General features: G+C 60.1%; 34 protein-coding genes and 1 pseudogene. 20 read left to right on the top strand and 15 right to left on the bottom strand.

The window, feature by feature from the left end; translation table 11 throughout:
* Position 1 precedes the first annotated feature (1 nt).
* The 9 genes from P6144_RS00260 to P6144_RS00220 form a co-directional block, all read right to left on the bottom strand.
* Positions 2-460, bottom strand: coding sequence for an HK97-gp10 family putative phage morphogenesis protein (locus P6144_RS00260; protein WP_277765723.1), 459 nt, complete (start codon positions 458-460; stop codon positions 2-4).
* Positions 457-783, bottom strand: a complete 327-nt coding sequence (locus P6144_RS00255; RefSeq protein ID WP_277765722.1) for a phage head closure protein — start codon at positions 781-783, stop codon at positions 457-459. The genes P6144_RS00260 and P6144_RS00255 overlap by 4 nt, the downstream gene beginning before the upstream one ends.
* Positions 783-1,277, bottom strand: coding sequence for a hypothetical protein (locus P6144_RS00250; RefSeq protein WP_277765721.1), 495 nt, complete (start codon positions 1,275-1,277; stop codon positions 783-785). The genes P6144_RS00255 and P6144_RS00250 overlap by 1 nt, the downstream gene beginning before the upstream one ends.
* Positions 1,278-1,352: 75 nt before the next feature.
* Positions 1,353-2,483: a phage major capsid protein gene (locus P6144_RS00245; protein WP_277765720.1), complete on the bottom strand. Its 1,131-nt coding sequence runs from the start codon at positions 2,481-2,483 to the stop codon at positions 1,353-1,355.
* Positions 2,473-3,186: an HK97 family phage prohead protease gene (locus P6144_RS00240; RefSeq protein WP_277765719.1), complete on the bottom strand. Its 714-nt coding sequence runs from the start codon at positions 3,184-3,186 to the stop codon at positions 2,473-2,475. Before P6144_RS00240 ends, P6144_RS00245 begins: the two co-directional genes overlap by 11 nt.
* A 7-nt stretch (positions 3,187-3,193) precedes the next feature.
* Positions 3,194-4,411: a phage portal protein gene (locus P6144_RS00235; protein ID WP_277765718.1), complete on the bottom strand. Its 1,218-nt coding sequence runs from the start codon at positions 4,409-4,411 to the stop codon at positions 3,194-3,196.
* A gap of 10 nt (positions 4,412-4,421) precedes the next feature.
* A complete protein-coding gene (locus P6144_RS00230; protein WP_277765717.1) occupies positions 4,422-5,993 on the bottom strand; it encodes a terminase TerL endonuclease subunit in 1,572 nt (523 codons plus the stop codon).
* Between the two features lie 100 nt (positions 5,994-6,093).
* Positions 6,094-6,285, bottom strand: a complete 192-nt coding sequence (locus tag P6144_RS00225) for a hypothetical protein (protein WP_277765716.1) — start codon at positions 6,283-6,285, stop codon at positions 6,094-6,096.
* Positions 6,282-6,695 carry a hypothetical protein gene (locus tag P6144_RS00220; RefSeq protein WP_277765715.1) on the bottom strand — a complete coding sequence of 138 codons (414 nt, stop codon included), beginning with the start codon at positions 6,693-6,695 and terminating at the stop codon, positions 6,282-6,284. The genes P6144_RS00225 and P6144_RS00220 overlap by 4 nt, the downstream gene beginning before the upstream one ends.
* A 27-nt stretch (positions 6,696-6,722) precedes the next feature.
* Here P6144_RS00220 and P6144_RS00215 point away from each other — a divergent pair, with 27 nt between their 5' ends.
* The 10 genes from P6144_RS00215 to P6144_RS00170 all read left to right on the top strand — a co-directional run bounded on the left by P6144_RS00215 (position 6,723) and on the right by P6144_RS00170 (position 13,468).
* Entirely contained in the window at positions 6,723-7,313 is a 591-nt protein-coding gene (locus P6144_RS00215) for a hypothetical protein (protein ID WP_277765714.1), read from the top strand.
* Positions 7,314-7,569: 256 nt separating this feature from the next.
* Complete coding sequence (locus P6144_RS00210) at positions 7,570-7,950, top strand: hypothetical protein (protein ID WP_277765713.1); 381 nt, start codon at positions 7,570-7,572, stop codon at positions 7,948-7,950.
* A 919-nt stretch (positions 7,951-8,869) separates the two neighbouring features.
* Positions 8,870-10,330 carry a VapE domain-containing protein gene (locus tag P6144_RS00205; RefSeq protein ID WP_277765712.1) on the top strand — a complete coding sequence of 487 codons (1,461 nt, stop codon included), beginning with the start codon at positions 8,870-8,872 and terminating at the stop codon, positions 10,328-10,330.
* Entirely contained in the window at positions 10,327-11,289 is a 963-nt protein-coding gene (locus P6144_RS00200) for a hypothetical protein (RefSeq protein ID WP_277765711.1), read from the top strand. Before P6144_RS00205 ends, P6144_RS00200 begins: the two co-directional genes overlap by 4 nt.
* A complete protein-coding gene (locus P6144_RS00195; protein WP_277765710.1) occupies positions 11,276-11,557 on the top strand; it encodes a hypothetical protein in 282 nt (93 codons plus the stop codon). The genes P6144_RS00200 and P6144_RS00195 overlap by 14 nt, the downstream gene beginning before the upstream one ends.
* A 587-nt stretch (positions 11,558-12,144) precedes the next feature.
* Positions 12,145-12,372, top strand: coding sequence for a hypothetical protein (locus tag P6144_RS00190; protein WP_277765709.1), 228 nt, complete (start codon positions 12,145-12,147; stop codon positions 12,370-12,372).
* 11 nt (positions 12,373-12,383) lie between these two features.
* Positions 12,384-12,572 carry a hypothetical protein gene (locus P6144_RS00185; RefSeq protein ID WP_277765708.1) on the top strand — a complete coding sequence of 63 codons (189 nt, stop codon included), beginning with the start codon at positions 12,384-12,386 and terminating at the stop codon, positions 12,570-12,572.
* On the top strand, positions 12,569-12,733 hold the full coding sequence (locus P6144_RS00180) for a hypothetical protein (RefSeq protein ID WP_277765707.1): 165 nt from the start codon (positions 12,569-12,571) through the stop codon (positions 12,731-12,733). The genes P6144_RS00185 and P6144_RS00180 overlap by 4 nt, the downstream gene beginning before the upstream one ends.
* A 103-nt stretch (positions 12,734-12,836) precedes the next feature.
* Positions 12,837-13,103 (top strand): hypothetical protein, encoded by a 267-nt coding sequence (locus P6144_RS00175; RefSeq protein ID WP_277765706.1) that lies wholly within the window; start codon positions 12,837-12,839, stop codon positions 13,101-13,103.
* Positions 13,100-13,468: a hypothetical protein gene (locus P6144_RS00170; RefSeq protein WP_277765705.1), complete on the top strand. Its 369-nt coding sequence runs from the start codon at positions 13,100-13,102 to the stop codon at positions 13,466-13,468. The genes P6144_RS00175 and P6144_RS00170 overlap by 4 nt, the downstream gene beginning before the upstream one ends.
* Positions 13,469-13,474: 6 nt before the next feature.
* Here P6144_RS00170 and P6144_RS00165 read toward each other — a convergent pair whose 3' ends face one another.
* Positions 13,475-13,630, bottom strand: a complete 156-nt coding sequence (locus tag P6144_RS00165; protein WP_277765704.1) for a hypothetical protein — start codon at positions 13,628-13,630, stop codon at positions 13,475-13,477.
* A gap of 346 nt (positions 13,631-13,976) precedes the next feature.
* Here P6144_RS00165 and P6144_RS00160 point away from each other — a divergent pair, with 346 nt between their 5' ends.
* The gene (locus P6144_RS00160) at positions 13,977-14,489 is read left to right on the top strand and encodes a hypothetical protein (protein ID WP_277765703.1); all 513 of its coding nucleotides are present in this window, start codon (positions 13,977-13,979) and stop codon (positions 14,487-14,489) included.
* A gap of 220 nt (positions 14,490-14,709) precedes the next feature.
* Here P6144_RS00160 and P6144_RS00155 read toward each other — a convergent pair whose 3' ends face one another.
* Positions 14,710-14,937, bottom strand: coding sequence for a hypothetical protein (locus P6144_RS00155; RefSeq protein ID WP_277765702.1), 228 nt, complete (start codon positions 14,935-14,937; stop codon positions 14,710-14,712).
* On the opposite strand from P6144_RS00155, the gene P6144_RS00150 reads away from it, so the two are divergent.
* Both P6144_RS00150 and P6144_RS00145 read left to right on the top strand, forming a co-directional pair.
* A complete protein-coding gene (locus P6144_RS00150) occupies positions 14,921-15,493 on the top strand; it encodes a TIGR02594 family protein (RefSeq protein WP_277765701.1) in 573 nt (190 codons plus the stop codon). The genes P6144_RS00155 and P6144_RS00150 overlap by 17 nt on opposite strands.
* 529 nt (positions 15,494-16,022) lie before the next feature.
* The gene (locus tag P6144_RS00145; protein ID WP_277765700.1) at positions 16,023-16,457 is read left to right on the top strand and encodes a hypothetical protein; all 435 of its coding nucleotides are present in this window, start codon (positions 16,023-16,025) and stop codon (positions 16,455-16,457) included.
* A 29-nt stretch (positions 16,458-16,486) separates the two neighbouring features.
* Here P6144_RS00145 and P6144_RS00140 read toward each other — a convergent pair whose 3' ends face one another.
* Entirely contained in the window at positions 16,487-16,765 is a 279-nt protein-coding gene (locus P6144_RS00140) for a hypothetical protein (protein ID WP_277765699.1), read from the bottom strand.
* Positions 16,766-16,840: 75 nt separating this feature from the next.
* Here P6144_RS00140 and P6144_RS00135 point away from each other — a divergent pair, with 75 nt between their 5' ends.
* Positions 16,841-17,866, top strand: coding sequence for a DNA methyltransferase (locus P6144_RS00135; RefSeq protein ID WP_277765698.1), 1,026 nt, complete (start codon positions 16,841-16,843; stop codon positions 17,864-17,866).
* Here the strand turns inward: P6144_RS00135 and P6144_RS00130 are convergent.
* The gene (locus P6144_RS00130) at positions 17,842-19,617 is read right to left on the bottom strand and encodes a recombinase family protein (protein WP_277765697.1); all 1,776 of its coding nucleotides are present in this window, start codon (positions 19,615-19,617) and stop codon (positions 17,842-17,844) included. The two genes, P6144_RS00135 and P6144_RS00130, sit on opposite strands and share 25 nt — an antisense overlap.
* A 40-nt stretch (positions 19,618-19,657) precedes the next feature.
* Positions 19,658-20,791: pseudogene (locus P6144_RS00125) on the bottom strand (YifB family Mg chelatase-like AAA ATPase); the annotation flags it as partial.
* A gap of 126 nt (positions 20,792-20,917) precedes the next feature.
* Between P6144_RS00125 and P6144_RS00120 the strand changes: the two are divergent.
* Entirely contained in the window at positions 20,918-21,640 is a 723-nt protein-coding gene (locus P6144_RS00120; RefSeq protein ID WP_277765696.1) for an energy transducer TonB, read from the top strand.
* Positions 21,641-21,646: 6 nt separating this feature from the next.
* Here P6144_RS00120 and P6144_RS00115 read toward each other — a convergent pair whose 3' ends face one another.
* Positions 21,647-23,215 (bottom strand): glycoside hydrolase family 18 protein, encoded by a 1,569-nt coding sequence (locus tag P6144_RS00115; RefSeq protein WP_277765695.1) that lies wholly within the window; start codon positions 23,213-23,215, stop codon positions 21,647-21,649.
* Positions 23,216-23,358: 143 nt separating this feature from the next.
* Between P6144_RS00115 and P6144_RS00110 the strand changes: the two genes are divergently transcribed.
* From P6144_RS00110 to yidC, 5 genes are all read left to right on the top strand, one after another.
* A complete protein-coding gene (locus tag P6144_RS00110; protein ID WP_277765694.1) occupies positions 23,359-23,682 on the top strand; it encodes a hypothetical protein in 324 nt (107 codons plus the stop codon).
* Between the two features lie 87 nt (positions 23,683-23,769).
* Positions 23,770-23,904 (top strand): 50S ribosomal protein L34, encoded by a 135-nt coding sequence (rpmH, locus tag P6144_RS00105; protein WP_086128886.1) that lies wholly within the window; start codon positions 23,770-23,772, stop codon positions 23,902-23,904.
* Positions 23,901-24,242, top strand: coding sequence for a ribonuclease P protein component (gene rnpA / locus P6144_RS00100; RefSeq protein WP_277766740.1), 342 nt, complete (start codon positions 23,901-23,903; stop codon positions 24,240-24,242). Before rpmH ends, rnpA begins: the two co-directional genes overlap by 4 nt.
* A 141-nt stretch (positions 24,243-24,383) precedes the next feature.
* Positions 24,384-24,596 (top strand): membrane protein insertion efficiency factor YidD, encoded by a 213-nt coding sequence (gene yidD, locus P6144_RS00095; protein ID WP_277765693.1) that lies wholly within the window; start codon positions 24,384-24,386, stop codon positions 24,594-24,596.
* 21 nt (positions 24,597-24,617) lie between these two features.
* Positions 24,618-26,330 (top strand): membrane protein insertase YidC, encoded by a 1,713-nt coding sequence (gene yidC, locus P6144_RS00090; RefSeq protein WP_277765692.1) that lies wholly within the window; start codon positions 24,618-24,620, stop codon positions 26,328-26,330.
* Positions 26,331-26,339 lie beyond the last annotated feature (9 nt).

Here is a 26,339-nt window from a genome sequence, read left to right as displayed (position 1 = left end):
TTTAGACGCCGCGCTTGATCAACTGCTTGTTGAGCGTGACAGCAATCTTATCGATGATGGTTTGATCAGAACTACCGAGCGCTCTTAGAACGAATGGATCGGCGGTGTTGTGGATCGATCCAAAGTTCACGAATGAGGCGTGATAGGCGTTGCCCCGGACACCTACGCTGTTTTGAACCTGATTAGCGTTGGTGCTCTTGGTCTTCCGCACGATGACGTTGTTTTTGATCTTCCCATGCACCTCGGAGCGAGTGCCGCCCCCCTTGTTGTGGCGAGTGCGAACTTCACCCTCGGTCGTGCGCGAGCTATCGGGGGCGGCCTTCTCGATCGCCTTCTTCAAGACCGTGGCACCTGCCCGGTTTGCGCTCTGCCCCGCCTTGGTGGCGTCTTGCTTGGCCAGTTGCTGAAGGCGCTGCGCGGTCTGGTTGAAGCCGCGAAGGTCTACATTCATCCCGCTCATGCCGCCGTCACCTCTTCCAAGGTGAGGATCAGCGTAGCGCGGCGATCGGGCTGTTCGATCGAGAGGATGTCGTAGAGAATTCCCTCGATACGCACGCGCATCGCTGTCGTGAGATTGGCTCGGTAACGAATAAGGTAGCGGGCCACGGCGAAGGTTTCCCGGCCCCCAGCGCGGGCGGAATCCTGCGTGCGCATCTCCAACCGCTGGCCCCAGATGGTCGCCAAGCTGGTGAACGTGGTGACGCGCTGCTTCATCTCGTCTTTGGTTTCGGTCGCCGCGAGTATCTCAAGCACGCGATCGAGCTTGCCAGCGTCGATCTTCATCAGAGCACCAACCGGCGATGGCGAGCGCAGAGGTTCGCAACCGTCTGCATGGTCTTGGGGTCGATCGCCTCGCGATTGTCGTATCCTGCACCGACAAGCACCGCGATGGCGTGCCGCAGGGACAGCGGAACAAGCTCGGGGTCTCCGTAGCCCGCAGTCACCTCGACGGTGACGGGCCCTGCCGGGAATGCGTCAAGGAAGATGGTATCGCCACGCAGGGTGTAACCCACCGCCTGCCCGGCAACCTTGACACTGTTGACGGTCTGGATCGGATCGAGCGGGAGTGACAGGCAAGCCATGCGCCGGTCGAACACTATGCGGAAGTCACTCTCCCCGAGTGACTGCCCGGTGAGGCCTTCCACGATCTCGGTAGCGGACTGGACAAGCATCGCGGTAGTGAGCGCATCGCTATCGGAATCGATGCGGAGCCATTCACTTAGTTGTTCTTCGGTCAACGCTTCAAATGTCGAAGGCGTAAGGCGCGTGATCTTCATCACGTATTTATTCGGGCAACAAAAAAGCCGGGAAGCTCACGCTCGCCCGGCTCATTTGGATTGATGATCTCGTTCTTACGAAGCAGCGAGCTTCAGGAATTTGATCGCAGAGGTGTCCTTCGCGGCACCACCGACGCGGGCACGAGCCTTGATCGCGATGAACGGATCGAACGAATACGGGTCAACCATGGTGCTCATCGACACGCGATCGACGATCACGTAACCGGCCTCGAAGTCGCCGAAGGCAACCGCGAGCGCACCAGCGGTGCCAGCCTCGCCCATGTTCTCGTCTTCATAGACCGGGTAGCCGAGAAGGGTCGAAGGAACACCCGCCTGAAGCGACGGCTGCCAGATGAACTGGCCGTTGTTGTCCTTCAACTTTCGGTAAAAGTTCAGGGTTGCACGGGTCATCACGAACTTGCCCTTGGCGCGATAGCCGGGCTTCACCGCCATGGTGAGGTCCATCAGCTTCTCAGCGTCGCCGAGTGCAGCACTGGTGCCGCTCGCGATGTGCTGGAACGTGCCGTAAGGACGCGTGCCAGCCTTGTCGGTGACAGCCGCAGTGGGATAGCTCAAAAGACCCTTTGGCTGGTTCGTGCCATCACCAGTGACGAAGGCAGTGCCGGTCGCTGCGTTGAAGCTCTCACCGAGGTCGTTCACGAGGAACGACTGAAGATCATACGCGGAATCCTCGATCAGCGTCTGAGTGATCAGCGCGCGAGCAACAAGCTCACCGACAGGCGGCTTGACGTTCACGATGGTCGGGGTGCCGGTCGTGTTGCGGGTAGCGGTCTCACCGGTCCACTCAGCAGTCGAGCCAGTGGTCTGAACCGGGAAGTTGTAATCGGGGGTCGAAGTCGAAACTACCGAAGCGATCTGGCGCATGGCGCTGTTATCGCGAAGGTAAGCCTGAATCTGCGAATGGATGATCTTCGGGACAGTGACACCACCGTCCGTCGCAGAACCGACAGACATCGACTTGATGTCGCGGGTGCGCAGATATTCGCGGTAGCTCTTTACTTCCGCGTCGTCATTCGCATCACCGGTCGGGCGGTTGGCTTCAGCCTGAAGGCTGCGCATCTTGCCTTCGACTTCAGCAATTGCATTGTTAAGGCGCTCGGTAGCGGCTTCGTCGGCGCGTCCAATCGCGCTCTTGAACTCTTCGGTCAGCTTATTGAGTTCGGTAGTCAGGTCATTAGCGGACATACATCTCCTTGGTTGTTTCAACAGATTTTTGAATGGCCGCCAAAACTACGGACCAATCGTATTTAGCTTCGTCTTCTGATTGCTCGGATTCAGCGTCTTCGCTGACTTCTTCGGGCTCTTCTTCATTGGCTCGCGAAGCGAAAAGCGCCTCAACCGCTTCCTGACTGAAGCCCGCCTTTGCGAGCGTCACCTTGAGCGCTTCATCGGTATCTTCGTCTTCGGATTTCACATCAGCGACGCGGGCGAGATCGTTCGCCGGAAAAGTCACGATGGAGATTTCTTTGAGATCGGCTTCGGTGATCTTCCGAACGCCCTTTTCGTTCTCGTATCCGGTGCAATAGAACCCGATGCTGAGGCCAGAGATCGCGCCAGCCTTGAGCGCCTTGTAAACGTCCTGACCGAGCGTCGTGTCGAGCAACTCACCTTCAACGAGAAGGCCGTGCTCATCTTCCTTCATCGACTTCCAAACACCCGCAGGCAGAGTATGCCAAGCGTCATGATTGAAGAGCATAAGCGGCATCGTTCCCGCCGCAGCATGCTTTGCGATGGAGGCCGTGAATGCACCGGGGACGATGATGTCCCCGTAGCTATCTTCGTTGTTGAAATACGCGCCATATCCGGTGAAAGATTTGGCTTCTGTCTCGGCTTCAGGATTCACCGCGAGCTTGATTTCAAGGCGGCTTACGAACTGCTTTCTTTCCATCGGTTATTTATTCCGATGGAGTGTCAGGCGTCCCTTCGCTGGTTGTTGGACCAAAGAGATTTGCAGCCGGTGTCAGCTTATCTGCTTCGGGATCGCTCGACCGATCATATCCCTCAGCTTCACGCGCTTCATTGCGCGTCATCCAGCCGCCCGAGATACCTGCGTTGTAATAGGTTGCCCGCTCCATGGCGGTGCCACGCAGAGCCGCGCGATTATCGATAACAACTGCGAACCCCTTGGCCCGCTCTTGGTCACTCAGTAGCGCCTTCGTAGCGCTCTGCGCGAAGCGCTCATGCCAATGCGCATCCGTATCAGCATCGTGCGCGATGTGAGCCTGTTCAACGCTGTTATAAGACTGACTTCCGAGCGTCGAAAATACCTTCGTGGGCGAGACGCGGAAGTAGCGACAAATCTCTTCAACCTGATAGCGGCGGGTCTCCAACCACTGTGCATCTGTGGCCGTCGCCGAGACCGGAGTATATTTGATATCGACGGGGAAGAACGCAGTCTTGCCCTTCTGTCCGGGGGTTGTGTGACGCTTGGCGAAGGACTCCTTCAGCTTCTCGAAACCAGCGGCGTCGAGATTGCCTTCAGGGGATATGATCCCTTCGAGCGCGGCGCGGTTCTTGAAGAGATCGACACCGAAGCTCTCTGCGACAGAGGCGAGCATGATAGCGCTTTGCGCCGCGTTCATCATGTTGACGCCACCGTGCCGGTCATGCGAGCGGCCACGGAAATGCCAGATGTCCGCATTCGCCACGGCACGCCCGCCCAGCGTGAATGTGGGCAGCGCCCCGACCGCGACAGGATCGACCCGGCTGATTTCGGTTGGCTTGAGCGGGACGATCTCAAGAATTTCGCCGCGCTTGCTGCGATTTAGCCATGCATATGCATCGCCAACGGTGGCGGCCTGCCAGCCCATCGTCTCCCGAAATTCATAGCTGGTCTGAAGTGCATTCGGCGCGCTGTTCACGAGCGGATAAAGAGAATGGTTCGTGGCGAATGACCGCCCCTTTGAAGTAATCTGCTGAAGATACATCGGCGGGATCGCCAAGCCTTCGGATATGACCGTTGCGCAGGCGTAGGCTACGCTCACATATCCGTTAATGTCTTCGTTCGCGATCCGGTCTTCGACATACTCCTCCGAGCGGCGCATAACCGGCATTGGCTCGGAGGTAAAAGACTTGCGCTGAAGGCCGAAGAGATCAAGGATGTAGTTGGACATCCCGTATTTATCAGAACCACAAAACTTCCATGGCTGGCGGTGGTGCCGGAGCTTCCGCAGATGAAGCCGCGTAGGCCATCAAAGTCGCCGCAATACCGTCGATCTTCAGATGATCTTGACCGGATGGTTTGGTAAGAGACTTCAAGATTCCGGCCTGCCTCACCGAGGCATTGCCCGCCATCCAGTTCAGGCAGGGATTATCGGGATGAATGATCTTTCCATTCATCAAATCAGCCTCGAAGTCCGTCATCGGTGCAGTAAAGTTTCTGGCCGTCTGACCAAACTCCATGCACTCGATGCCATCGGCTTGGAGGCGCTGCATCATACCTGCGGCCTGCCAGCTATCGAACAAGACCGCCTCAACCTTATGGGCTTTGCAAAGCTTTCTGATCTTGTCCTCAACCGCTTGGTGATCACTCGCGCTGCCATCGGTTTGGATCAGCGCCCCGGAGGCGATCCACTCAGCATAAGCCTTGGCATTCTTCGAGCGCAGAAGCGCGCCCTCTGGTAGAAACAGGTAAGGGCTTATTGAACGCTTTCCATCTGGCATAACCGCCACCAAGGAAATCGCCGTTATGTCGGTCTTGGTTGAGAGATCGACACCGAGGAAACAACGCGCATATGGCGGGATGGTAAATTCGCCCGCTGCATTGGCCCAATCTCTGGAATTCAGCCACCCGCTGGCGGTATTGCACCAGACGTTGAGATACTTCGTGAGGCAGTTGGTCTGATATGAAGGACTCTGTAGCGCCTTCTCGTATTCGCTGCGTAGATGGTTCTCATCTACCGAGCTTCCCCAGCCCGGATTGGCTTTCTTCCAAACCGTGAAGTCGGTCCAATCGTCGGCTTCATCGATAGTGTAGATGAGCGCAAACTTGCTATCATCGATGGTCGAGCCCTTGAGCACGGCCTCGAAATATAGCTGTTCTTGACGGCATACGCCTGCGGGGTTGGTGCCAGCGGTCGAGATGATGAGAAGCAAGGGGTCAGCGCCTCGACGCTTGCCCATGCCGGTGCGGAACGCGTTTAGCTGCGTCTCGTCGAGCGCCTGATGAAGCTCATCCGCGATGGCGATCCATGGCAGGCCACCGTCTTCGGTCTTCGCCTTGACGGGCTGGAATGAACTTCCGGTTTCGGGCTGGTAGATTGATTTTGCGGCAACCTCTAACCCGAGATTCTGCGCCATTGCTGGCGTGAGTTCGACCATCCTCTTTGCCGGATGGAAGACCGCATTAGCCTGCTTTAGCGAAGTCGCGCCGGAGAGTCCTTCCGCACCTCCCTGCCCGAGACAAAATGTCATGTAGAGGGCGATGATAGCCGCGAGCGTGCTCTTCGCGTTACCGCGTGGAAGTAGGATAAAGGCTTCTCTGTAGCGGCGAATTCGGGTCGCCGTGGTGAGCCAGCCAAACAGATTCACGAGAGTGAAAATCTGATAGGCGTCCAATTCTATTGGTTCGCCGGAGAGAGGCCCCTTCACATGAGGGCAAGCTTCGGCGAACACGCACACTGCTTCAGCCTCATCGATGTCGAAAACGATGTCGCTGCGTGAGAAGTCATCGAGAAAGCGCTGGCACTGCGCCACGACCTGCCAACAAGCGGCTATTTTGCCGCTCGTTATGTCCTTGGCGTAGTCAACTGCGCGGGCCGAGTATGAATTCTTGGGTAGTTTGAGCACCCAATATTTAGACGAACGCGTCTCCCCACACGATCTTGAACAAAATCAGGTCCATCTCGGAGCCGAAATATACGATGATCGAGCGCTTGTTTCGTGCCTTCCGCCCGATCGCATAGGTGGTTTCGGTCAGGTTTTCATCGATCCAGCGGGCAATTTCCGCGTCTCGATCGCTCGCGAACCACGCGTAATGGTCGGTCATTTCTTCCTTATCTGATACGGCGATGACTGGACCGGCTCTGCGGTGCCGATCTTCGCGAGGCGAGAGCGCAGGCCAGCGATACCAAACAGTTCGGCGTAGCGGCGCAGCTCGGTGAGCATGACACCGGTCGGGAAATCGTCACCGGCCATGATCGCAAGCCGGAAGTGGGCTTCCATTTCACAGTAGCGGGCAAAGGCGCTGCTATCCGCCTCGGTTGCGCCCAGCGCGGTCACGCGGTTGATTTCCTCGGCCCATACGAGCTTGCCCTCTGGCGTGAGGTAGGCGGGTTGCTTTGGACCGGTCGGGATCGGGGTCGCGGCGATAGGCGCGATGTCACCATGCCGGTCTTTTCTGTAGGTCCCAGCCATTTGCTTGGTCTTCGGGTTGGCGATACGTCTTCCGCTCTTCATGGGGGTATTTAGGCGGGGGCCGATTTGATGAAGCATACACGAAGCGAGCGATGGCTCTGGATGCCTCTTGGCTTAGCAGCCGCAGGTTTCGCGACAGCGTTTCTCATCATCGGCGCACTTTCTGCGATCAGCCTCATCCTTCCCTATCTCGGGATGACTCCGCGCAAGCCTCGGGTTTCATTTATCGAGTATGGCACGATCGCGGGTTGCGTGTTTGCCGCTTACATGGCGGGCTCGTATTACTGGCAGGAAGTCAGGAAACTGAACCGGGGGGATTTCCGCATGCCGAGCTTTATTTGGCCAAGAGAAATCAAGGCCGAGACGAACATCGCGGTGCGGCTGGGGCGCGTATTCCATTGGACGTGCACAGGGCTGGCCGCCATCGCTCTTGCCCTGACACTGCTCTTCGTCGCGACAGCTACCAGTTCGATCTGGGAAACGCAGGCCGAGCAAGCGCGCTGGGATCGCACCCACGTCAACCGTGTCCCTGACAACTATGAGGACTATCGACCGATAGTTAGCGATGAACGTGGGTCGATCCTGTTCGTCGGAATAGGGTTTGTGATCCTGTTTTCTCTCGTAGGTCGGGGTGGCCGCTACATCTTCGCGGGCGAGTGAGCCGAAGTTTTATTCTGACAGAGTCGAAAAAAGACGGGGGCGTGGTGTAAGCTATTGATATCCTTGGATGATTTACCCCGCCCCCTCTGAGGGTGGCTGTAGGCTCGTCACCACCCTCTCCGCCGCGAGCCTCGGCCATGCTGGGCGGATCATCACCGCCAATGTTATTTAGCTTCACGATCATGCTAAGTAGTTCAATAAGTTCGCGTTTCTGCCGATCCTCTGGTATGATCCGCCGCTCGGAATAGGACTGCCCATGAAGAAACTCACCCTTGCGATCTCCATCCTCGCGCTCTCGGCCTGCCATGCGGGCATGACTGCGGACCAAATCGCTATCGAGAAGGCGAAGCGGACGGTGCTGGCATCGCTCCATGATCCCGATAGTGCGCGGATCACCAAGGTGGATGGTGTCTCGGTGCGGGGCAATGTCTGCGGTGGCGTCAATGCCAAGAACCGCGACGGCAAGTATGTGGGCGATCGTCCATGGATCGCTTACCCGGATGGCACCGCATATATTGCGCCTGCGGCCATGGACGAGGCGATCAAGGACGAGCGCACCTTGCAGCGCTTCCTTGCGGACTGCCGTCCACGCGATCGCGACGACATCACCAACGATCGGTATGCGTCACTACGCTAACCTCGCCGCGAGCCTGATCCATTCGCCAAGCTCGGGATCGAGGTGGACGAAGGCGAGATCATAGCCGCGCTGAATGTATCGCTGCTCTGCTACAGCCTTCGCTGCGTTGCAGTCGTGGCAGGCCGGGGCGAGATTATCTCGATCGTTGGTGCCACCGAGGGATAAGGCCACCACATGGTCAACCAGCACCGCTGGCACCACCTTGCCCGACCGGGCCAGACAATAACGGCACAGGGGCTCAGAGCGCAGCAGGGACAGTCTCAGGCGGTTATAGGCTGCGGACCTATCCCGGCTACCGGCAGAGCCGCCTTGGCGCTGTGAGGGCCCTCTCTGGCCGAATTTCGGGGGTATGTCGGGCACCAGATATTTATTCGGATACCAAACGGGAAATACCGGGGCGGGTTTGAGGGGCCGCGCATTACAACCCAACCAAGTCATATACACGCCAATACACCAAGGAATGGCAGAAATCTGCCGTTTTTGCCTTCCAAGTGGAGTGGTGTAATTAATTACTCCCTATACCTATATATAAATTTATAACGTTTTTATTCTATATCTAATAAAATTAACTACACTACACCACTACTATAAAAAAGCACGGTATTCAGCCATTTTTTGAAAAAATGGGCGTGTAGGTTGGTGTAGATATCAGTCCATTTGTGTAGCCGCAATATATCCGCGCCTCTGGTGCGATTTAAATGGCACATCTCTGATGCGTTTGGTATAAATACATTTATCAGAGTAAGTTTCCTGTATTAGTTTTGCTCCAACCTTGGCCTCACTCGGCGGCATCCGAGTGGAGCCTTTTCTTTTTTATTGCGCCTGATTTCCACGGACCTGTATAAATAAAAACATAACCGGGAATGCCGTCCCGATGCCGACGCAGTGATGGCTTTTCCCAATTCGTATAAAGGAAAACATGACTGAACAGGAAATCAAAGTTTATATCGCTGGCCAGACGACTACTCCCGACCTATCGGAAATCACTTCCCGCCTTGATCTCGCGAATAATACTTACCCGACATTGATGGCACACGTCATCCAACTTGGTATCTGCACCAAGGCGGAATTCAATCGAGCGATGGCCAGCGCGAACCGCGCCCATAATATCCGCACCGCTCTGGGCACGGTCCCCGCGACGACGCGCGAACTAATCGAGGCAATCTTTGACTGCACCGATTTCGACATCGACGAGAACGCGGCCCAACCACTTACTTGGATATCGCCGATGCATCGCCGTCGCGCCCGCATGGATTGGGACGACCTGATCGAGCACGCCACCAGCCTGAACCGCAACCTGCTGGGTGATCAGTTCAAGAAACAGAACATCGTTGACGAGATTGTCTTCTTCCAGAAGCGGCTCTCGCTGGAAGTCCGCGACCGCATCTTCGCGAAGCTCGCAACGCAATCTTCGTTCGATTGGCATGGCCTTGTTCAAAACAGTTTCGACACGCGCAATGTGTCCGAGGACATCACCATCGCGGTCCTGCAAAAATTCATTTGGCAGATTAAGCGACGCCTCGCCGGGCTTACCGTCACCTACCACCTGATGCCGGTCATCTACGGAAGTCAGGGCTGCGGAAAATCAGTATTCATCACCAAGCTCTTGGCCGAACTCGGTTCGCTGTTCGCCACCACCGATTTCAACCGGCTGTCGGATAATCGGGAAGCCAGCCTATTCCGCAACTATGCGCTCTTTCTCGACGAGATGAACAAGGCGGATCGCGCCGACATGGATGCTGTCAAGGCAGTGATCACGCGTGACTCGTTTAGCTATCGCCCGATGGGCACGAACGCGACCGTGGAGCTTGAACAGAATTCTTGTTTTATCGGTGCGAGCAACAAGCTGCTGGAACAGTTGATCAGCGACCCGACCGGCATTCGTCGGTTCTTCCAGCTTGATTTCAACTCACAGTCTGGCCCGGCAGAATTCGCCTACGTGAACGCGTTGGACTTCCGGGCGATGTGGTGCAGCGTTGACCACCTTGCCGCCGATCCATGCGAACCCTTTCGCCGGGAAATGGCCGAGATGCAGGCCCGCCAGTCGGTGCGGTCCTCGGTGCAAGAATTCGGCGAGGCGCTCGCGGAGAACGAAGGCCAGTATCGCGGCGACCATTTCGGCGATGCGATCCTGAAGCCGATCTCGGCCAACGTGATGCGGAAGGACGAAATCTTCCTCGCATACCGCGATTGGGCCCAGACGATGCGGAAACGCAACGCGCTCGAACAACCCGCTTTCCTCACCGAGCTTCGTCGCATCTCCGGGCAAAACCCTGATTTCCCGCTCGCGGCGAAGCGCACCAACTCATTTGCGGGCTGGGTATATACCGGGCCGGTCGCGGCCCCCGTCAGCAAGTTTGCGGGGAGGATCATGGCATGATCGCCTACTCGACCCTCCGGGATGTCTATGACCGCTATCCGGTCATGCATCTGGCGCAAGATTGGACCACGTTCGCGGATTATCTCGAAGGCCAATCCGCGCAGTGCGGGCGGGACAAGACCCGCACCTTGTGCATCTCGCCTGCGATCTATGACGACGGTGTGATTCGGGCAAAGCGCAATGTCGCGGGCTGGAATTGGTTTGCCGCCGACATCGATGACAAGGGCGGCGATATCCGCCCGACGATCGACGCCATCGCAGAGAAGATGATCGAGCAAGGTTCGCCCTTCGTCGTTTATACGACATCGAGCCACACATCGCGGGCGCACCGTTTCCGCCTGATGTTCCCGCTCTCTCGCATCGTGGAGGCCGAGGAATATCCCGCGATGTGGGCCACCATCGCGCAGTGGCTGGGTTGTCTCGATCCGCAGACCAAGGATGAATCCCGGCTGTTCGTCGCCCCACGCGCATGGAACGAGGAAACGATTTTCCACCGCTGCGATGAGGGCGATCCGCTCGACATCGATCTCATGATGCTGCTGCACCCGGTCACGATCGCCCCCAGACCGTCGAGGAAGCTCACCAGCGCGTATATGGACCTTTCCGGGTTTCGCACCCCCTCCCCTGATCAAATCAGCCTGCATGGCGATCTGGTCGCCCCTGAGAGCCTCGCGAAGGCATGCAGCGGCGAGAAGGGCGGAAGGCTCTTCGCGTTCCTATGCAGCACCGGCACCCGCGCGCTACTCAAGGGCTACGCGATCACCGCCGATGATCTCGCGGCGATCGGGCGGGAATACGCCCATTCGATCGGACGCGACACCAGCGACATCGACCACGACGCGCAGAACGCGCATGCGGCTGCCGTCTCACGATACGCGGAGATCAAGGCCACGAGAATGGAACGCATCGATCCTCTTGCGGAGAAGTTCGCGAAATGGAGGCGAAATGCGCAGCATTGAAGATCGCTACATCGAAGACCATGCAGAGGCGCGCGAAGGCCAGTCTTTTGCCCACTACCCTCATGCGGTTGATACTCAGCCGTTCAGGAACGCAGACGCGTGCCTACGCGAACTGAAGAGCATTCTTGATTGGCTAAGCAGCTATCCAGACGGCGACTTTAAGTTCGGATTATCAATCGACTTCAATAGAGAGCGAGTTTACTTCGCCGACCCCAACGACGCGATGCTCTTCGCGATCACATTCGGCGGCAACATCGTGGATGTTTAGTGGCACCGCCCTTGAATGGCGGGCGATCGTCCCGATATCCCACGCGCATTGGACGCATCCCGCTCGGCTTGGTGAGGTGCGCCAACGTCCGTCCCGATAGAATGGGCGGTTTACACGCTCACGGACCTTTTTCCGTGGCCTATCCGGGACGGGCGAATGTGGGGCCTCCGGATGGAATGCCCACATGGATCAAGCCAAATGAACGACTATGACGATCAAGACGATGTGTGCCCCGAGTGCGAGGGCCGTCGCGGCGAGCGCTGGTATTTCCCTGATGGAACCAGCGAGTGGCGTGACTGCACCCCTTGTGCGGGCACCGGACAGAATAGAGACCGGTAGGGTCTAAATGAGAGCCGCAGCTATACGACCATAGCTGCGGCTTTTTCGTTATCTGCGGGCACCCGAACGCCGAAGTTTAATGCACGCCATCCCCCTTCCCTGTATAATCGATAAATAGAATGTGGGGCGGGATTTGTGTCCAGCCCTTCCCGCCCCACACTCTCCAAAATTGCGAAAAATCGGCCTTATCAGCCCTCTTTCTTGTCTCCGAAATAAATACTTCGGACACAAATTAGAAAGGGCTACAGATGCCAGACTTCAAACGATTTCGCAGCGCGCGCATCGCGCTTCACATCCCCCATACCACCAAATCAATTCTTCGCTTCATGAAGCGCAACCGCGTCCGTCTTGAAGGTGGATGGGCGTATTTCCGCGACCCGATAATCAGCGCGAATTTCTCGATGATGTTCGGCGCGTATGTCGATCAAATCGAAGAGCGTTTATCGAATAATACTGCACAAAAAACCGGACTATGAGAGGATAAGAAATGGACACAATAGTTGCAATTGCCATCGCTGCATTCGCGGTGATGATCATTCAAATTTACTCGCAAATGCTCAAACATTCGGCCCGCGCGGATCGCGCCGAACATCGCCTCGATATCATCTACGCAATCGCTTCGGTTCAGGGCCGCACGGACATCATCGACGCGATAAAGTCGGAGGATGCCGCATGATCACCGCAATCGAACGTATACACGTGAAGCGCCTGCGCGACCTCCTATCCGCTGCTCCGCTGATCGAGCGGGAAGATGGCACTATCGATATCGTTGAAGTCAGCCCTGAAGCTCGTGCGGCCATCAAGGCAGAACTTCAACGTCGAGGGGTGCAGTCATGAGCGCCCTCGGAATCACTTCGATCGCCCTCGGCTATATCGGCGCGTTCGCGTTTGGTGTTCTTTACGGCCTGTGTAGCTCTCGCCAGCATCGGGAGGGCGGACAATGAGGCACAACATTGCAACGCTTCTGACCCCGCAGTCATCGGGTGAATGGACGTTCTTAGGCTACGATACAGAAGCATGGATGGAAGTTCTTGCATCGTCGCACGCTGCCGGATTGGAACTGGATGCGCTTCCCGAACTGCTAAAGCGTGTAGCGTTCATCAAAGGGCATGGCGGCACGCTCACCTACACCAATGAGGGATACCGTCTCGATCCAGAATCCGAGACGCTCTTCCTATGCGCTCGCCCGGCGAAGGGCGAAGCATGATCTTCGACGATCTCGACGACGATGACGACAAGGATTTTTGGTCAATCCCGTTCTTGTCGCTGCCCGCGATCGAGATCGAGAGCGAGATCGGCTTTGACAATCTCCCCGCTCATACGGGGCACAAACCGGCATGGTGGCAGCGCACCGCGAGTGAGTATTGGCACACCGACTATCCCGAATTTTCCAGCGTAATTGATCGCGGTCGCTGGACCGTCACACAGATGGCCATGGCGGTGCTAACGGCTCTGTCAGCAGATGAAGACGATCCTGTTCTCGAACGCCCTGATGGCTCGCCAGTCTCGCTCTCGCAGCTTCTCGCAGAGATGGACGAACTCGAAATGCAGGCGATGTTCAAGGACGTATGAGCATCCTCACCGCGAGATCGGTGGAATATTCTGCTCGGTCGTCTCGACCCGGACAAAGCCCTTTTCGAACGCTCCCCACACCAGTGCGGACACAACCGACGTGATCAGGTTCGCAGTCAGGATCGCGGCAACGATAACAAGAAACAACTTCCATCCGGGCATCTGCATTCCTCCGATCGCGCAACCTAACAAGCCATACAGATATATCGGGTGCTCCCCCGAGTCGATCGATCATAAACGTTTATCCTGACAAGATGTCGCTTGAAGATAAATCTCCGGCGTTGCCCCGAAGCCTCACACCGAACTGTTATTGCAAACGCTTTTGCGGACTTCGCGAGGGCGAAACGCTAATCAATTAATATCGGTCTCAATAACAGTTCGCGCCGTTCATCGCGGACTTAGTTCAATATTGCGCGCGGTCTTCCGGGCCTTCATTATAAGCTGGTCGGACGATCTTAGATTTCATCCAAGGTTGTCCGGGATCGTCCGACATGGACAACCTTGGGGAATGAAAATGAACTATATTACAAAGAACGATTTCACCGACGACGAACTTAATGTGCTCGCGCGGGTCGCGTGGATCGGCAAAGATTTCATGACCGACTTCGAATACATAGCGGAGCTTGCTGGCCTTACACTCCAACAGACTATCGATGCCTGCCGTAAGCTCGACGATGCCGATCTGGTGATCGCCTACGAGCGGATCGACGATAGCACCACGGGTGAGGATACCCTCACGATCAACGAAGATTCCCTCCATCAAACGCGGAATGTATTGCGCAAGGCTGGTATGTGGCCACCGCGTAAGACCAACATCCGCAGGGCAACTTCGACGGCAAAGGCTACTGGCGTTCCATCGAGCACGACCAAGTTCGTTACCCAGCTTTCCTACACGAGAGATGAGGCTTTGAAGGCGCATCGCGCTATCGACGCTGAATGCACTGCCGGTAGACTCAAATCCCGCTCTGCCGGTGCTCTCAAGGCTCATATTACCCGTAGGATTGAGGTCGCGCAGTCATGAGCGCGGCGCAAGGCACCATCTTGCTGCTTGTCGTGTCCTCGATGGTCCCAACCGTGGGCATGTCGATAGCATGGCACATCGCGTGGCTGCGCGGTCGGGAGATCAAGCGGCTCAAGGCGCTTGTTAAATAGGAAAGCGGGCGGTTTCCTTCGAAAATTTTCCCGCCCGTTCTCGCAAACTTGAGCCGCCGCCTTCACCAGTTGGTGGCGGCTCCTTTTCTTCAATCGTTATCAGAATTGTCGATCGACGTGTCCCACACGCTGCTCAGTTCGCTCCGAACGTGCTCGCCGACATCCCCAAGCTCATTGTTGAGGTCTTCCTCGGTGTAGCCCTCGCGCTTTGCCAACTGGATCATGTGGCGCTTAGTATCTTCGGCCTGTTCGTCGAAGTTATTGGTTTGGCCTTGTCCAAGCCCTGCTTCCATCGCAGTCTTGATCACTTCTTTCAACGTCATCATCTTTTTAAAAGCCTTCCAAAAAACGCGGATCGGCTCCGCGATAAATACTGCCATGAACGCATGGTATTTGGAAGCTCAAAGACTCATCGGCACCGCCGAAATCCCCGGTGCCCGGCATGACCCGACCATTCTCGGATGGGCGAAGAAACTCGGTTCCGCGATTCTTGGGATCGCCGTCACCGACGATGAAACCGCGTGGTGCGGATTGTTCGTCGCGCACTGCATCGCGGAGGCTGGCCTCACCCCCGCCCCGATCGCAGTGCGGGCAAGTTCGTGGTCAAGCTGGGGGTCGAACCTTCAAGCCGAACGCCTTGCTCCCGGCGCGATCTTGGTGTTCGCCCGGCCCGGTGGCGGACATGTAGGCTTCTATGTCGGCGAAGATGCCACCGCCTATCATGTGCTCGGTGGCAACCAGTCCAACAAGGTGTGCATCACCCGCATCGAGAAATCCCGCTGCGTAGCGCGACGCTGGCCCACTTGTGTGCCAGTGATTGGCGGGCCTATCGGCCTCAAAACTTCCGGCTCCGTTTCCAGCAACGAAGCGTGAGCGCACCAGCGTGGCGCTCACGGTTCAGCGCGGAGGAAATCACAGAGGCCGAAGGTTTCGTCTACAGGATAACTCACCTCCCAACCGGGCGGATGTATATTGGCCGGAAATACACGAAGACCACGGTGAAACGTCGCACAAGGCCTGCTCGGATCGATTCATATTGGGGCTCATCCCGGCCCCTCAATGCCCTGATCAAAAGCGAAGGCTATCAGGCTTTCGAGCGTGAAATAATCTCCCTTCACGCTACTCGCGCTGAAACCGATTATGCAGAGGTGGAAGCGATGTTCGCCAACGATGTGCTGCGAACTCGTCTACCGGATGGCTCTCCCGCCTACTTCAACCTCGCGATACCGGGACGTTGGTTCAGAGCGACAAAAACCCTGAACTAAATAAGTTTGCGGGCTCTCCCGCAACGATACCGATGGGCGGCTGAATCGAGCGCTGTGGCCGCCCATCACCGAACTATCAGTTGATCGTTAACTCCCACGGCTCTACGCCACCGAACTGTGTCGCAGATGGGAGAACGATGATGGCCCTCAAAGATTTGCTCGAACTCGCCGACGATAAGCTTCACGAACTGTGGGCGAAAAAGCCTTACGACTACGAGAAAGAGCGGAAGGCGATGATCCGGCGCGTGGACAAGGCGCGCGATCAGCACCTGTCCGCAACACCCACCAAGGGGAAGAAAATCTTCACCGTGAAGAATGGAGTTGCGCAGGTGACGCTGCCGTTTTCGATCGCGGGGAAGAGCACCTTCCACGTGCCCTCGGAACGCTTTGTCGAGTGGCTGGATCACCTAAAGGATTCGCTCACTAAGGGCGAACTCGACAAGGAATTGGAGGCACGGGACACGCAGCCCGGTCGCACCTCGACCGCGCCCAAGACGGGCGCAGGATGGTCGCCTGAGCGTCGAGCGAAGTTCGATGCAAAGATCGCGGAACGCCGGGCCGCAAAGAAATAAGGATTTGGGCGGGCTCAGGCCCGCCCTTTTCATTTCGGGGGAAGTCGGTCGCCGCAGCGATCGAGCGTGCGTTGCACGACATTGTAGGTAATAGGCCCGCCGCGCGGCGCTCGGTGCCCGAGCTTCTCAAGATGCTCCATCAGCACCGGCACGGGCGGAAACCTGCCCGCTCCCTGCCACCACATCTTTCGCGATCGAGCATCGAGGATGAACGCCTCGATATCCCGCCATAGCACCTGATAGCGATCTTGCGCCGCCTTGGCCCGGGCTTCTCGGGAGGCGACATATCCGGGGCGTTTGGCATCCATCGCGCTTAAATGAACTTTTGGCTGACAGATTCCAACTCTGTGGGAGGCTTGCTCCGAAATCACTCGGAGAAGCCTATGATCCATCTCGCCAGCACCACCCCAATCCGCCGCTCTCCCCGCCGCGATATCGCGGACGAGCATTTCATCGACGCGCTCGATTTCAGCTTCCGCACCGCTCCGGAGATCGCCCGCGAGTTGCTGCGCGTCGGTCGCCCGGCGAGCATTGCCACGATCCGCGAGCGCATGACCGAATTCTGCCGTGAGAGCCCCGAGATCGATGCACGCGGCGATAGCTGGCGGATCGTGCCCGCGAATGATCGCGCGCTCGATCTCGGCCTTCACCATGGCGATTGCCTCGAATTGATGCGGGCGATCCCGGACCGGTCGATTGATCTAATCCTCGCTGATCTGCCCTATGGGGTGACGTGCTGCCCATGGGATCGGCAAATCGATCTGGTTGCATTCTGGCGAGAAGCCCGACGCGTCCTTACCCCGCTCGGCAACGCGGTGATGTTCTCAGTGCAGCCGTTCACCACGGACCTGATCGCGAGCAACCGGGAGTGGTTCAAATACGCGGCCATCTGGAAGAAATCGAAGGCCACGGGCTTCCAGCATTCGAAGAGCCGCCCGATGAGCATCCATGAAGATGTGCTCGTATTCTCTCCCGCCGTGCTGGTGAAGCATTCCAAGCGCCGGGTGGTCTACAACCCGCAAGGGTTGATCGAGCTTGAGAAGCAGCATGTTCGACGCGGTGGCCAACGCTCGGTGTTGCTGGGGAAGACGATCCTGAAGCAGTCGATCCAGACGCATACCAACTATCCCACGACGGTTATGGAATTCCCGAGCGTTGGCCAGAAGGGGCGGCTGCACACATCGCAAAAGCCGGTCGATCTGCTCGCCTATCTGATCCGCACCTATAGTCCCGAGGGCGCGACCGTGCTCGATCCCACCTGCGGAAGTGGCTCGACTGCGATCGCGGCGATGGAGACGGATCGCCGCTGGATCGCGATCGAGAAGGATCGTGATTTCTATGAAGCTGCGAAGGCGAGGATCGAGGGGCGGGGATATCTACGCTGTCAGCCCGCCCGCCGCCGCATATAAGCTTGGATGCGGTCGATCTGGTCCACATTACCGCGTGCATCGCGGAGTGCTGATTTCCCCTCGTTCTCCCGCATGTCGCCAGATTCAGTGAAGACGGGCTCACGGCCCGGCCAAATCATCAAGTTCCCGATGCCGTGGAGCAATTCCACCCAAACCAACCCCTCGGGCCCTCCCCACGGATCGGCACCGGGGAAGAACGTGATCTCGTCGATTATGCCGCGCAACGCGGTCTTGGTAAGCAGTCGAGCGGTGTAGCGCTCATCAGTGTTCTCGCTGTCCATACGGTCGCGGACTTCGGCAACGCGAACGATGTGCTCCGCCGGGCTGACTTGCCCCTTTGCATCGCCAAGCTCGGTCTGTGCAGTCGCCAGCGCCTCCATCGTGAGACGGATGTTCCGCTTGGCCGTCTCGTATGCCTCCCGCTCGAAGTCCATCGCGTCTTCGCCGATCGTGGCGAGCATGACCTTGGCGCGCTTCTGTTGGTCCTCAAGCTGGCGTTGGAGCCGCACGACGTTGCCTTCGAGCCGGGCAACCTCGCCGTCGGCGGTGCGGAAGTGCTGATCGTCGATCGCGAGGCGAAGCAGCTTGTCGAGGATCGGTGTCTCGATCGACGCATAGGGCCAGCCCCGCGCATTGGTGCATGCTTCGCCCCGGCTCATCTTGTTCGTCTGGCAGTAGAGATAATAATGCTGCGACCGGGTGCCGTCCTTGGCCACGCGCCAGCGCGACGATCCCAGCGGCTGCATCGTGCCGCCACATTCTGAGCATCGCGCAATCGGCCCCAACAGGTTCGAGATGTTGGTGCCCCGGCCCTTGTGGCGAAGCTGCTCGACGTGGCGCTTTTCGTTCGCGCGGGCGAATAGCTCCGGGCTGATGATCTCCGGATAGACCTTCACCGGGTCGCCAACGGCAACCTTCTTGTCAGCGCCACGCGGGTTGTTGTGATACTGGATGAAGCCGGTAACTGCGGGATCGTGCAGGATGCGCCCGATAGCCGTGGCAGTCCAAAGCTTGGGCTGGACCTTGGACGAACTAAACGCACGATAGCGCTCATCGTTGACCGCAAGCAGGTTGAAGAGTTTGGCGATCTCGCCCTTGCCCTTCCGCTCCTCGACGTGCAGCCGGAAAGCTTCCCCGACCAGCCAAACACGATCATCGATCTCTCGATACGTCTTGGTGGCGTCGTCCCACATCAGCCATCCGCGTGCACGATGGCGCGCGATGTTGCGGCCCTCGCGCGCGGCTTCGCGGCGCTTGTTCCACGCTCCGTTGCCCCGGTTCTGTTGGCGGCGAGAAAACTCGTAGCCGGAGAATGCTTGGCTCATGAGGCTCACGAACTGGCCGAAATCGTTCATCGAGGCTTCGGTGACGATCTGCCGGGTGTTCGACACCGCAAAGGTCACGCCCGCCATCAACAGGGGCTGCATCCATGCGGTCATGCGGCCCGGAGGCTGGCGACTGAGGCGGTCCAATTCCTCGACGACTATCACCGTTTCATGCGGATCGAGCGCACCAGTGAGAAGCTGTGTGGTGAGTTTACCGAGGATTCCCTTGGTCAGGTTCGCGCCGGTGTAGGCGGACTTGCCCGCGTCCACCGCATCGAAGTGCGTGACCGTCCAACCCTGCTCACGACAGAACGCGTGGGTGTTGGCGATCTGGCGATCATCGGAGGACTTGTCCGAATTGCCCTGCTCAAGCGTGGACCAGCGACGGTAAGGGATGACGTTCTTGAAGTTGCGATTGATGTTCATGGGGGCAGTCTCTCACATCACTTGAAAGACTGTCACTATTGTCGAGCAGCGGCCCGGAGACCTTGGCCTGATAGTCCGCCGCGCAGCGCGGCGCCCGCGCGCAGGCCAAAGCCGGGTCCCCCAAATGCCCGCAGCGGCACGGGTTCATCGCCGCAACCAGCTGCACCCGCGCCGGAAAGGTGACGTGCGCATTGGCCCGCGCCACGCTCACCACGCCCGCTTCGATCGGCTGGCGGAGCGAATCGAGCACGGCGCGCTGGAACTCGGGCAGCTCGTCGAGGAACAGCACGCCGAGATGCGCGAGGCTCACCTCCCCCGGCTTCACGCGCAGGCCACCGCCGGTGAGCGCGGCCATCGAGGCCGAATGATGCGGCGCGCGGAAAGGGCGTGCTCTGGTCAGCCGCCCGCCGTTCAAGGTGCCGGCGACCGAGGCGACCATCGACACCTCCAGCGCCTCGGCGGCGTCGAGCGGCGGCAATATCCCCGGCAGGCACGAGGCGAGCAGCGACTTGCCGGCCCCCGGTGGCCCGCACATCAGCAGGTTGTGCCCGCCCGCCGCCGCGATCTCGAGCGCGCGCCGCGCCGTCTCCTGACCCTTCACCTGGGCGAGGTCCGGGCCGATGCCCGGGGGATCGACTTCGCCGGGCCCGGGCATGGGCAGCAGCTGGTTGCCCTTGAAATGGTTGAGCAGCGCGATCAGGTCGGGCGCGGCGACCACTTCCACCTGCCCGGCCCAGGCCGCCTCGGCGCCCTGCGCCGCGGGGCAGACCAGCCCCTTGCCCGTCTCGGCCGCATGCAGCGCAGCGAGCAGCACGCCGGGGCTAGGCGCGATCCGCCCATCCAGCGCCAGTTCGCCGACCACGACATAGCCGGCCAGCGTCTCGGCATCGACCACGCCCATCGCCCCGAGCAGCGCCAGCGCCACGGCAAGATCGAAATGCGATCCCTCCTTGGGCAGGTCGGCGGGCGAGAGGTTGAGGATGATGTGCTTGGGCGGCAGCGCCAGGCCGATCGCCGCCATCGCGGCGCGCACCCGCTCGCGGCTTTCCGCCACCGCCTTGTCGGGGAGGCCGACCACCACGAACTTGGGCAGCCCGGCGACGAGGTTGCACTGCACCTCCACCGCCCGCGCCTCGAGCCCCAGATAGGCAACCGTCGAAACGCTCGCGACCAAGCCCCCGCCTCCCCCTCAGCCCGGGCAGGATAGCGGCATTTCTCCAAAGCGGCGGGGAAGTGCCGCCGTTATGGATCAAGTGCGCCGGCATTGCGGGAAGCGCGGCGGCGGCATAGCCTTGCGTGCATGGTGCGGACGCTCACCCCCGGCAATCGCGGCGCCTCTGCCCTGGCGGCGGCGGGCATGCTGGTGCTGGTGTTCGCGCTGCTGCGCGCCGGGCTGGCGGTGATGCTCACCCCGGCCGCGCACGAACGTCCGCTCCCGGTCGATTTCGTCGCGCTGCCGCCGCCGCCCGATCTGCCCAGGCCCGAACCGAAGCCGGTTCCGCCCCATACCCACCGCGTCGATCCCGGCGCTCCCGCCCCGGCGCCCGCCCCGCCCGAGACGCCCACCGCCACGCTGGCCCCGCAAGCCCCCCCTGCTCCGCCGGCCGCGCCGATCATCGGCCCGGGCGGCACCGGCACCGGCACGGCGCAGGGGAGCGGCGGCGCGGGCACGGGCGGCATCGGCGGCGGCACGGGCATCGGCGTTCCCGCACCGCCCCCGGCCAAGCCCCGGCTGGTGCCGCCCGACTGGGTCCACAAGCCGACGCCCGAGGAGCTGCAGCGGGTGAACCCCGCCGCCGCCCAGGCGATGAACCAGAGCGGCGACGTCTTGCTCGCCTGCCGCATCCTGCCGACCCGACGCCCCAGCCGCTGCCGCGTCGTCCGCGAGACCCCGCGCGGCTTCTATTTCGGCGACGCGGCGCTCGATGCGTCGCGGAGCTTCCAGATCAATCCGCCGACGCGCGGCGGCGCGATCGATAGCGATGCCTGGGTGGTGATCCCGGTGCACTTCAACAACGACTAGCCGCGGTCACGGCGCTTCCGGCTTGAACTCGGTCTTCACCGCACTCAGCAGCGGGCTGGTGCCGTTCGGCAGGTAATCATAGTTGATCGCCCACAGGATCGTGCCGCCCAGCCCCGCCTGGCGCACCCAGGCCGCCTTGGCCGCGATCGAGCGCTCGTCTTCATAGGAAAGGAAACCCGCCTTGTTGCGGCCCGAGCCCGGCGGCGTGTAGCCGCCGCCCGCATAGCTGCGATAGCCGACCTGTGCGACCTCATCCCATTTGTAGGTGCCGTTGCTCAGATAGCCCATGCGGACCAGCTCCGAGTAACGCAGCGCGTCATCATCATATTCGAAGATGTTATTGGCCTCGGTATCCTGCCGCGGGCCAGTCACCCCCGGACCGAAATAGATTCCGTAGAAGCCGATGCCGATGCCGATCTTGCTGCGCGGCACGCCAGTCTTCTCATAGGCGATAATGCTCGAATTGAGGTCGCGCGGTGTCTGGCCAGTCGCGCCGAAGATCGGGCTGCTGAACCAGGAAAGCCAACCATTGCCGCTCCAGGTCGTGCCGATGCCGTAACTCATCAGGTTATACTGATCGACCTTGTTGGCGAGATCGGCCTGCCATTGCGGTACCTTGCCGTCCGCGCCCAGATCGTTGATCGAGACGGTGTACCCCGGCAATGTGAGGAGCGCCGCCTTGCCCGCCCCCTGGTAACGCGGACGCTTCGCAAATTCGGTGCGCAGGTCCGCGATCAGCGCGAACAGTCGACGCTTGGCTTCATCCCCGCTCACATGCGGCGTAATCTCGTCACTACCCTCGAACTTATCCTCCCAATCAAGGTCCAGCCCGTCATAATCATGCGCGACCATGTAATCGACGACGTTCTTTACGAAGGTCGAGCGGATCGCATTGGTGGTGGATAGCAGGAAGCCGTTGCCGTCGGACGCGCCGCCGATCATCAGCAGCGCCTTGCGCCCGGCATCATGCGCGCGCTTCACCAGATAGTCTTCGACGCTGCGCACCCCGTCCGGCGAAAGCCTTGGTTCGTGTGCGGTACCGGCACCCTCGACCACAGTGCCCGGCGCGCCGTCGAGTGTGCCTCCACCCGGCGCCACCCGCCCGAACACGTAATGCGTCAGCGCCGTCATATCGACCCTCTCGGGCGGATAGGAATTGTCCCAGAAATAGCCGAGATAATAGCCCGTGACCCAGGGTCTGGCGGCAGTTGGCAGGCTGACCGTCACCGTGGCGCTGGCAGTCTTGCCGGTGTCCGCAACACTCCTTGCGACGACGTGGAACGTCCCCGCCGTTCCCGGAGCGACATAGAGGCCAGTCGCTGAAACGGTGCCGCCATTCGCTTCCTGCACCGTCCAGGTGCATCCCGCATCGGTCGCGCCGCTAACAGCGCAGGCGAATTGCTGGCTACCATTGGCTGTCAGCGCGGCGGTGGCAGGCGTGACCGTGATCGTAACCGTCGGTGTCGCAGTGGGTGATGAGCTGGGCGCAGGCGTGACGACGCCCCCTCCACCACCACCGCCCCCACAGGCCGAAAGGAACAGCATCGGGGCGAACAGATAGGGGAATCGAGTCATCCCCGGCCCATGCCCGCCTGCTCCGCTGCGGCACGACCGCAGCGCGACCGGCGCGGCCCCTGCGTCGATGAAACAAGCCTAAGCCGCGATGAACCACAACACTGTGTCTTGTACAACCAACACACGCTTCCCACTTGCCCCGCATGGCAGCCGCACGCAGCCCGATCGTCCGCACCGCCCTGTTCCTCACGGGAGCGTTGCTGATCGCCATCACGCCGCTGGTCGGGATCATTCCCGGCCCGGGCGGCATCTTCGTGTTCGCCGCGGGCCTGGTGCTGGTGCTGCGCAACTCGGTCTGGGCGCAGAAGCAGTTCGCGCGGGCCAAGCGGCGCTGGCCGCGATTCGGCCATTATGCCGATGCCGCGCTGCGCCGCCGCAGCGCCCGCCGCCGCCGACTGCGCGCCGAGGAGGCAAAAATCGCCCGCGCCGAGGCGGAAGTGCTGGGTTTCGGGGACGGAACACGTTGACTCGTGCAGATCGTCCCACTATGGGCACCCGACACGCGGCCGCCCCTGTGGTGGCCCTTTTACGTTCTAGATACTTGAGGATGAGCGATGAAGCGGACCTTTCAGCCGAGCAACCTGGTGCGTGCGCGCCGGCACGGCTTCCGCAGCCGCATGGCGACCCCGGGCGGCCGCAACGTGATTCGTGCCCGCCGCGCCCGCGGCCGCAACAAGCTGTCGGCCTGAACCCGACTCCTGTTGCGCGGCTTACGCAGCGCAAGGACTATCTCGCGGCGAACGCAGGCAAGCGGGCTCCCATGCCCGGCTTCGTCCTGATCGTGCGTGCGCGTGACGATGCCGATCCGTTGATGCGGGTCGGCATTACCGTATCCAAGAAAGTCGGCAACGCGGTGATCCGCAACCGGATGAAGCGCCGGTTCCGGGTGCTTGCCCGCGAAGTACTGCCCGAAGCCGGCCTGCCCGGCGCGGATCATGTGCTGATCGGCCGCGCCGGCGGCGTCGAGCGCCCGTTCGACGATCTCAAGGCCGAGCTGGTCAAGGCGCTGGGGAAGATCAAGCGGTGAACCATCGCCCTCCCTTCGTCATGCTGAACTTGTTTCAGCATCCAACAGGCGGCACGGGAATCGCTCGAACCTCCAGCCCTTCGTTCGCGGCACGTTGGACCCTGAAACAAGTTCAGGGCGACGGATATGGAGTGTGTGGCGGTGCTCGCTAAGCTCCTCATCCTGCTCGCACGGGCCTGGCAGATCGGCCCCTCCGCCATTCTCCCGCCGAGCTGCCGCTACCAGCCCAGCTGTTCGGCCTATGCAATCGAGGCGCTTCGCCGCTATGGGGCTTTCAAAGGCAGTTGGCTCGCCATCCGGCGGATCGCCCGCTGCCATCCCTGGGGCGGCCACGGCTACGATCCGGTGCCATAAGATTTTCCGAGGAAATCGTTCGTGAAGGAAGACCAGAAGAATTTCGTGCTGTTCGCGGTGATCGCGGCGCTGCTGCTGTTTGCGTGGCCCGCCGTCACCCACTGGCTCTTCCCGCAGCAGCAGGCCGCGACCCAGACGGTGAACGGCAAGTCGGTCAAGGTCACGCCGGGCGCCACCCCCGCGACGGACACGCCCGCCGCGCTGCGCGATCGCGCCGTCGTGCTGGCCGATAGCCCGCGCGTGGCGATCGACACGCCTTCGCTCAAGGGCTCGATCAACCTCAAGGGCGCGCGGATCGACGATCTCGAGCTCGTCAAATATGACGAGACCACCTCGAAGAAGTCGCCGCCGATCCGCCTGCTCTCGCCCAGCGGCGCGCAGGGCGCCTATTTCGCGCAGTTCGGCTGGCAGGGCGCCGGCGTCCAGGCGCCGGGCCCCGACACGGTGTGGCAGGCGAGCGGCGCGAAGCTGACGCCCACCACCCCGGTCACGCTGACGACGAAAACCGCCACCGGCCAGGTCTTCCGCATCGAGCTGTCGATCGACCAGGATTACATGTTCTCGATCCGCCAGACGGTCGCCAATGTCGGCCAGGCGCCGGTTCAGGTCACGCCCTTTGCACTGATCTCGCGCGCCGAGCGCTCGAAGGACGTCGACCAGTGGGCCGCACATGTCGGCCCGATGGTCGTCGCCAATGGCGCGGCCAAGGACATCAACTGGGCCGATACCGAAAGCGCCCCCACCCAGATGGCCACCACCGGCGGCTGGGTCGGCTATAGCGACCATTACTGGCTGACCGCGCTCGTCCCCGATCAGCGCGTGCCCGTCTCGCTCCAGCACCGCGGCACCGCCAAGCAGACCTACCAGGCCGATTACAGCCTGGCCGAGCCGCTCAGCATCGCCCCGGGCAAGCAGGTCACCTATTCGAGCCGCTTCTTCGCCGGTGCCAAGGTCGTGAAGCTGCTCGAGAACTACCAGAACAAGCTCGGCATCACCCTGTTCGGCCGCGCGGTCGACTGGGGCTGGTTCGAGATCGTCGAGAAGCCCATCTTCTACTATCTCGACTGGCTGTTCCGCTTGGTCGGCAATTTCGGCGTGGCGATCATCCTGCTTACGATCACCATCCGCGGCCTGCTCTTCCCGATCGCGCACAAGCAGTTCGAATCGATGGCCCGGATGCGCGTCGTCCAGCCGAAGATGAAGGCGCTGCAGGAGCGCTTCAAGGACGACAAGCAGCGCCAGCAGCAGGAGATCATGAAGCTCTACAAGGAAGAGAAGGTGAACCCACTCGCGGGCTGCCTGCCGATCCTGCTGCAGATCCCGATCATGTTCGCGCTCTACAAGGTGCTGCTGCTCACGATCGAAATGCGCCACCAGCCCTTCGCCTTGTGGATCCGTGATCTTTCGGCCCCCGATCCCGCGACGATCCTCAACCTGTTCGGCTATCTCCACTTCACTCCGCCCAGCTTCCTGGCGATCGGCGTGATCCCGGTGCTGCTCGGCGTGTCGATGTTCTTCCAGATGAAGTTCAACCCGGCGCCGATGGACGAGGTCCAGAAGCAGGTCTTTGCGATCATGCCGTGGATGCTGATGTTCCTGATGGCGCCCTTCGCCGTCGGCCTGCAGCTCTACTGGATCACCTCGAACGTCATCACCATCCTGCAGCAGCAGTGGCTCTATTCGCGCCACCCGGTGCTCAAGCAGTCGATGAAGAAGGAAGCACCGGCGAAGTGAGTGCTTCCT

The organism is Sphingomonas sp. HITSZ_GF, assembly GCF_029543155.1.
GTDB lineage: Bacteria > Pseudomonadota > Alphaproteobacteria > Sphingomonadales > Sphingomonadaceae > Sphingomonas.
Note: the sequence above shows the minus strand (reverse complement) of the source record. Positions and strands in the feature narration are given on the sequence as shown.

Coding starts and splice junctions, on each gene's coding strand:
- P6144_RS00260 (WP_277765723.1), bottom strand. CDS start 460: ATGAGCGGGATGAATGTAGACCTTCGCGGCTTCAACCAGACCGCGCAG.
- P6144_RS00255 (WP_277765722.1), bottom strand. CDS start 783: ATGAAGATCGACGCTGGCAAGCTCGATCGCGTGCTTGAGATACTCGCG.
- P6144_RS00250 (WP_277765721.1), bottom strand. CDS start 1,277: ATGAAGATCACGCGCCTTACGCCTTCGACATTTGAAGCGTTGACCGAA.
- P6144_RS00245 (WP_277765720.1), bottom strand. CDS start 2,483: ATGTCCGCTAATGACCTGACTACCGAACTCAATAAGCTGACCGAAGAG.
- P6144_RS00240 (WP_277765719.1), bottom strand. CDS start 3,186: ATGGAAAGAAAGCAGTTCGTAAGCCGCCTTGAAATCAAGCTCGCGGTG.
- P6144_RS00235 (WP_277765718.1), bottom strand. CDS start 4,411: ATGTCCAACTACATCCTTGATCTCTTCGGCCTTCAGCGCAAGTCTTTT.
- P6144_RS00225 (WP_277765716.1), bottom strand. CDS start 6,285: ATGACCGACCATTACGCGTGGTTCGCGAGCGATCGAGACGCGGAAATT.
- P6144_RS00220 (WP_277765715.1), bottom strand. CDS start 6,695: ATGAAGAGCGGAAGACGTATCGCCAACCCGAAGACCAAGCAAATGGCT.
- P6144_RS00215 (WP_277765714.1), top strand. CDS start 6,723: ATGAAGCATACACGAAGCGAGCGATGGCTCTGGATGCCTCTTGGCTTA.
- P6144_RS00210 (WP_277765713.1), top strand. CDS start 7,570: ATGAAGAAACTCACCCTTGCGATCTCCATCCTCGCGCTCTCGGCCTGC.
- P6144_RS00205 (WP_277765712.1), top strand. CDS start 8,870: ATGACTGAACAGGAAATCAAAGTTTATATCGCTGGCCAGACGACTACT.
- P6144_RS00200 (WP_277765711.1), top strand. CDS start 10,327: ATGATCGCCTACTCGACCCTCCGGGATGTCTATGACCGCTATCCGGTC.
- P6144_RS00195 (WP_277765710.1), top strand. CDS start 11,276: ATGCGCAGCATTGAAGATCGCTACATCGAAGACCATGCAGAGGCGCGC.
- P6144_RS00190 (WP_277765709.1), top strand. CDS start 12,145: ATGCCAGACTTCAAACGATTTCGCAGCGCGCGCATCGCGCTTCACATC.
- P6144_RS00185 (WP_277765708.1), top strand. CDS start 12,384: ATGGACACAATAGTTGCAATTGCCATCGCTGCATTCGCGGTGATGATC.
- P6144_RS00180 (WP_277765707.1), top strand. CDS start 12,569: ATGATCACCGCAATCGAACGTATACACGTGAAGCGCCTGCGCGACCTC.
- P6144_RS00175 (WP_277765706.1), top strand. CDS start 12,837: ATGAGGCACAACATTGCAACGCTTCTGACCCCGCAGTCATCGGGTGAA.
- P6144_RS00170 (WP_277765705.1), top strand. CDS start 13,100: ATGATCTTCGACGATCTCGACGACGATGACGACAAGGATTTTTGGTCA.
- P6144_RS00165 (WP_277765704.1), bottom strand. CDS start 13,630: ATGCCCGGATGGAAGTTGTTTCTTGTTATCGTTGCCGCGATCCTGACT.
- P6144_RS00160 (WP_277765703.1), top strand. CDS start 13,977: ATGAAAATGAACTATATTACAAAGAACGATTTCACCGACGACGAACTT.
- P6144_RS00145 (WP_277765700.1), top strand. CDS start 16,023: ATGATGGCCCTCAAAGATTTGCTCGAACTCGCCGACGATAAGCTTCAC.
- P6144_RS00140 (WP_277765699.1), bottom strand. CDS start 16,765: ATGGATGCCAAACGCCCCGGATATGTCGCCTCCCGAGAAGCCCGGGCC.
- P6144_RS00135 (WP_277765698.1), top strand. CDS start 16,841: ATGATCCATCTCGCCAGCACCACCCCAATCCGCCGCTCTCCCCGCCGC.
- P6144_RS00130 (WP_277765697.1), bottom strand. CDS start 19,617: ATGAACATCAATCGCAACTTCAAGAACGTCATCCCTTACCGTCGCTGG.
- P6144_RS00120 (WP_277765696.1), top strand. CDS start 20,918: ATGGTGCGGACGCTCACCCCCGGCAATCGCGGCGCCTCTGCCCTGGCG.
- P6144_RS00115 (WP_277765695.1), bottom strand. CDS start 23,215: ATGACTCGATTCCCCTATCTGTTCGCCCCGATGCTGTTCCTTTCGGCC.
- P6144_RS00110 (WP_277765694.1), top strand. CDS start 23,359: ATGGCAGCCGCACGCAGCCCGATCGTCCGCACCGCCCTGTTCCTCACG.
- rpmH (WP_086128886.1), top strand. CDS start 23,770: ATGAAGCGGACCTTTCAGCCGAGCAACCTGGTGCGTGCGCGCCGGCAC.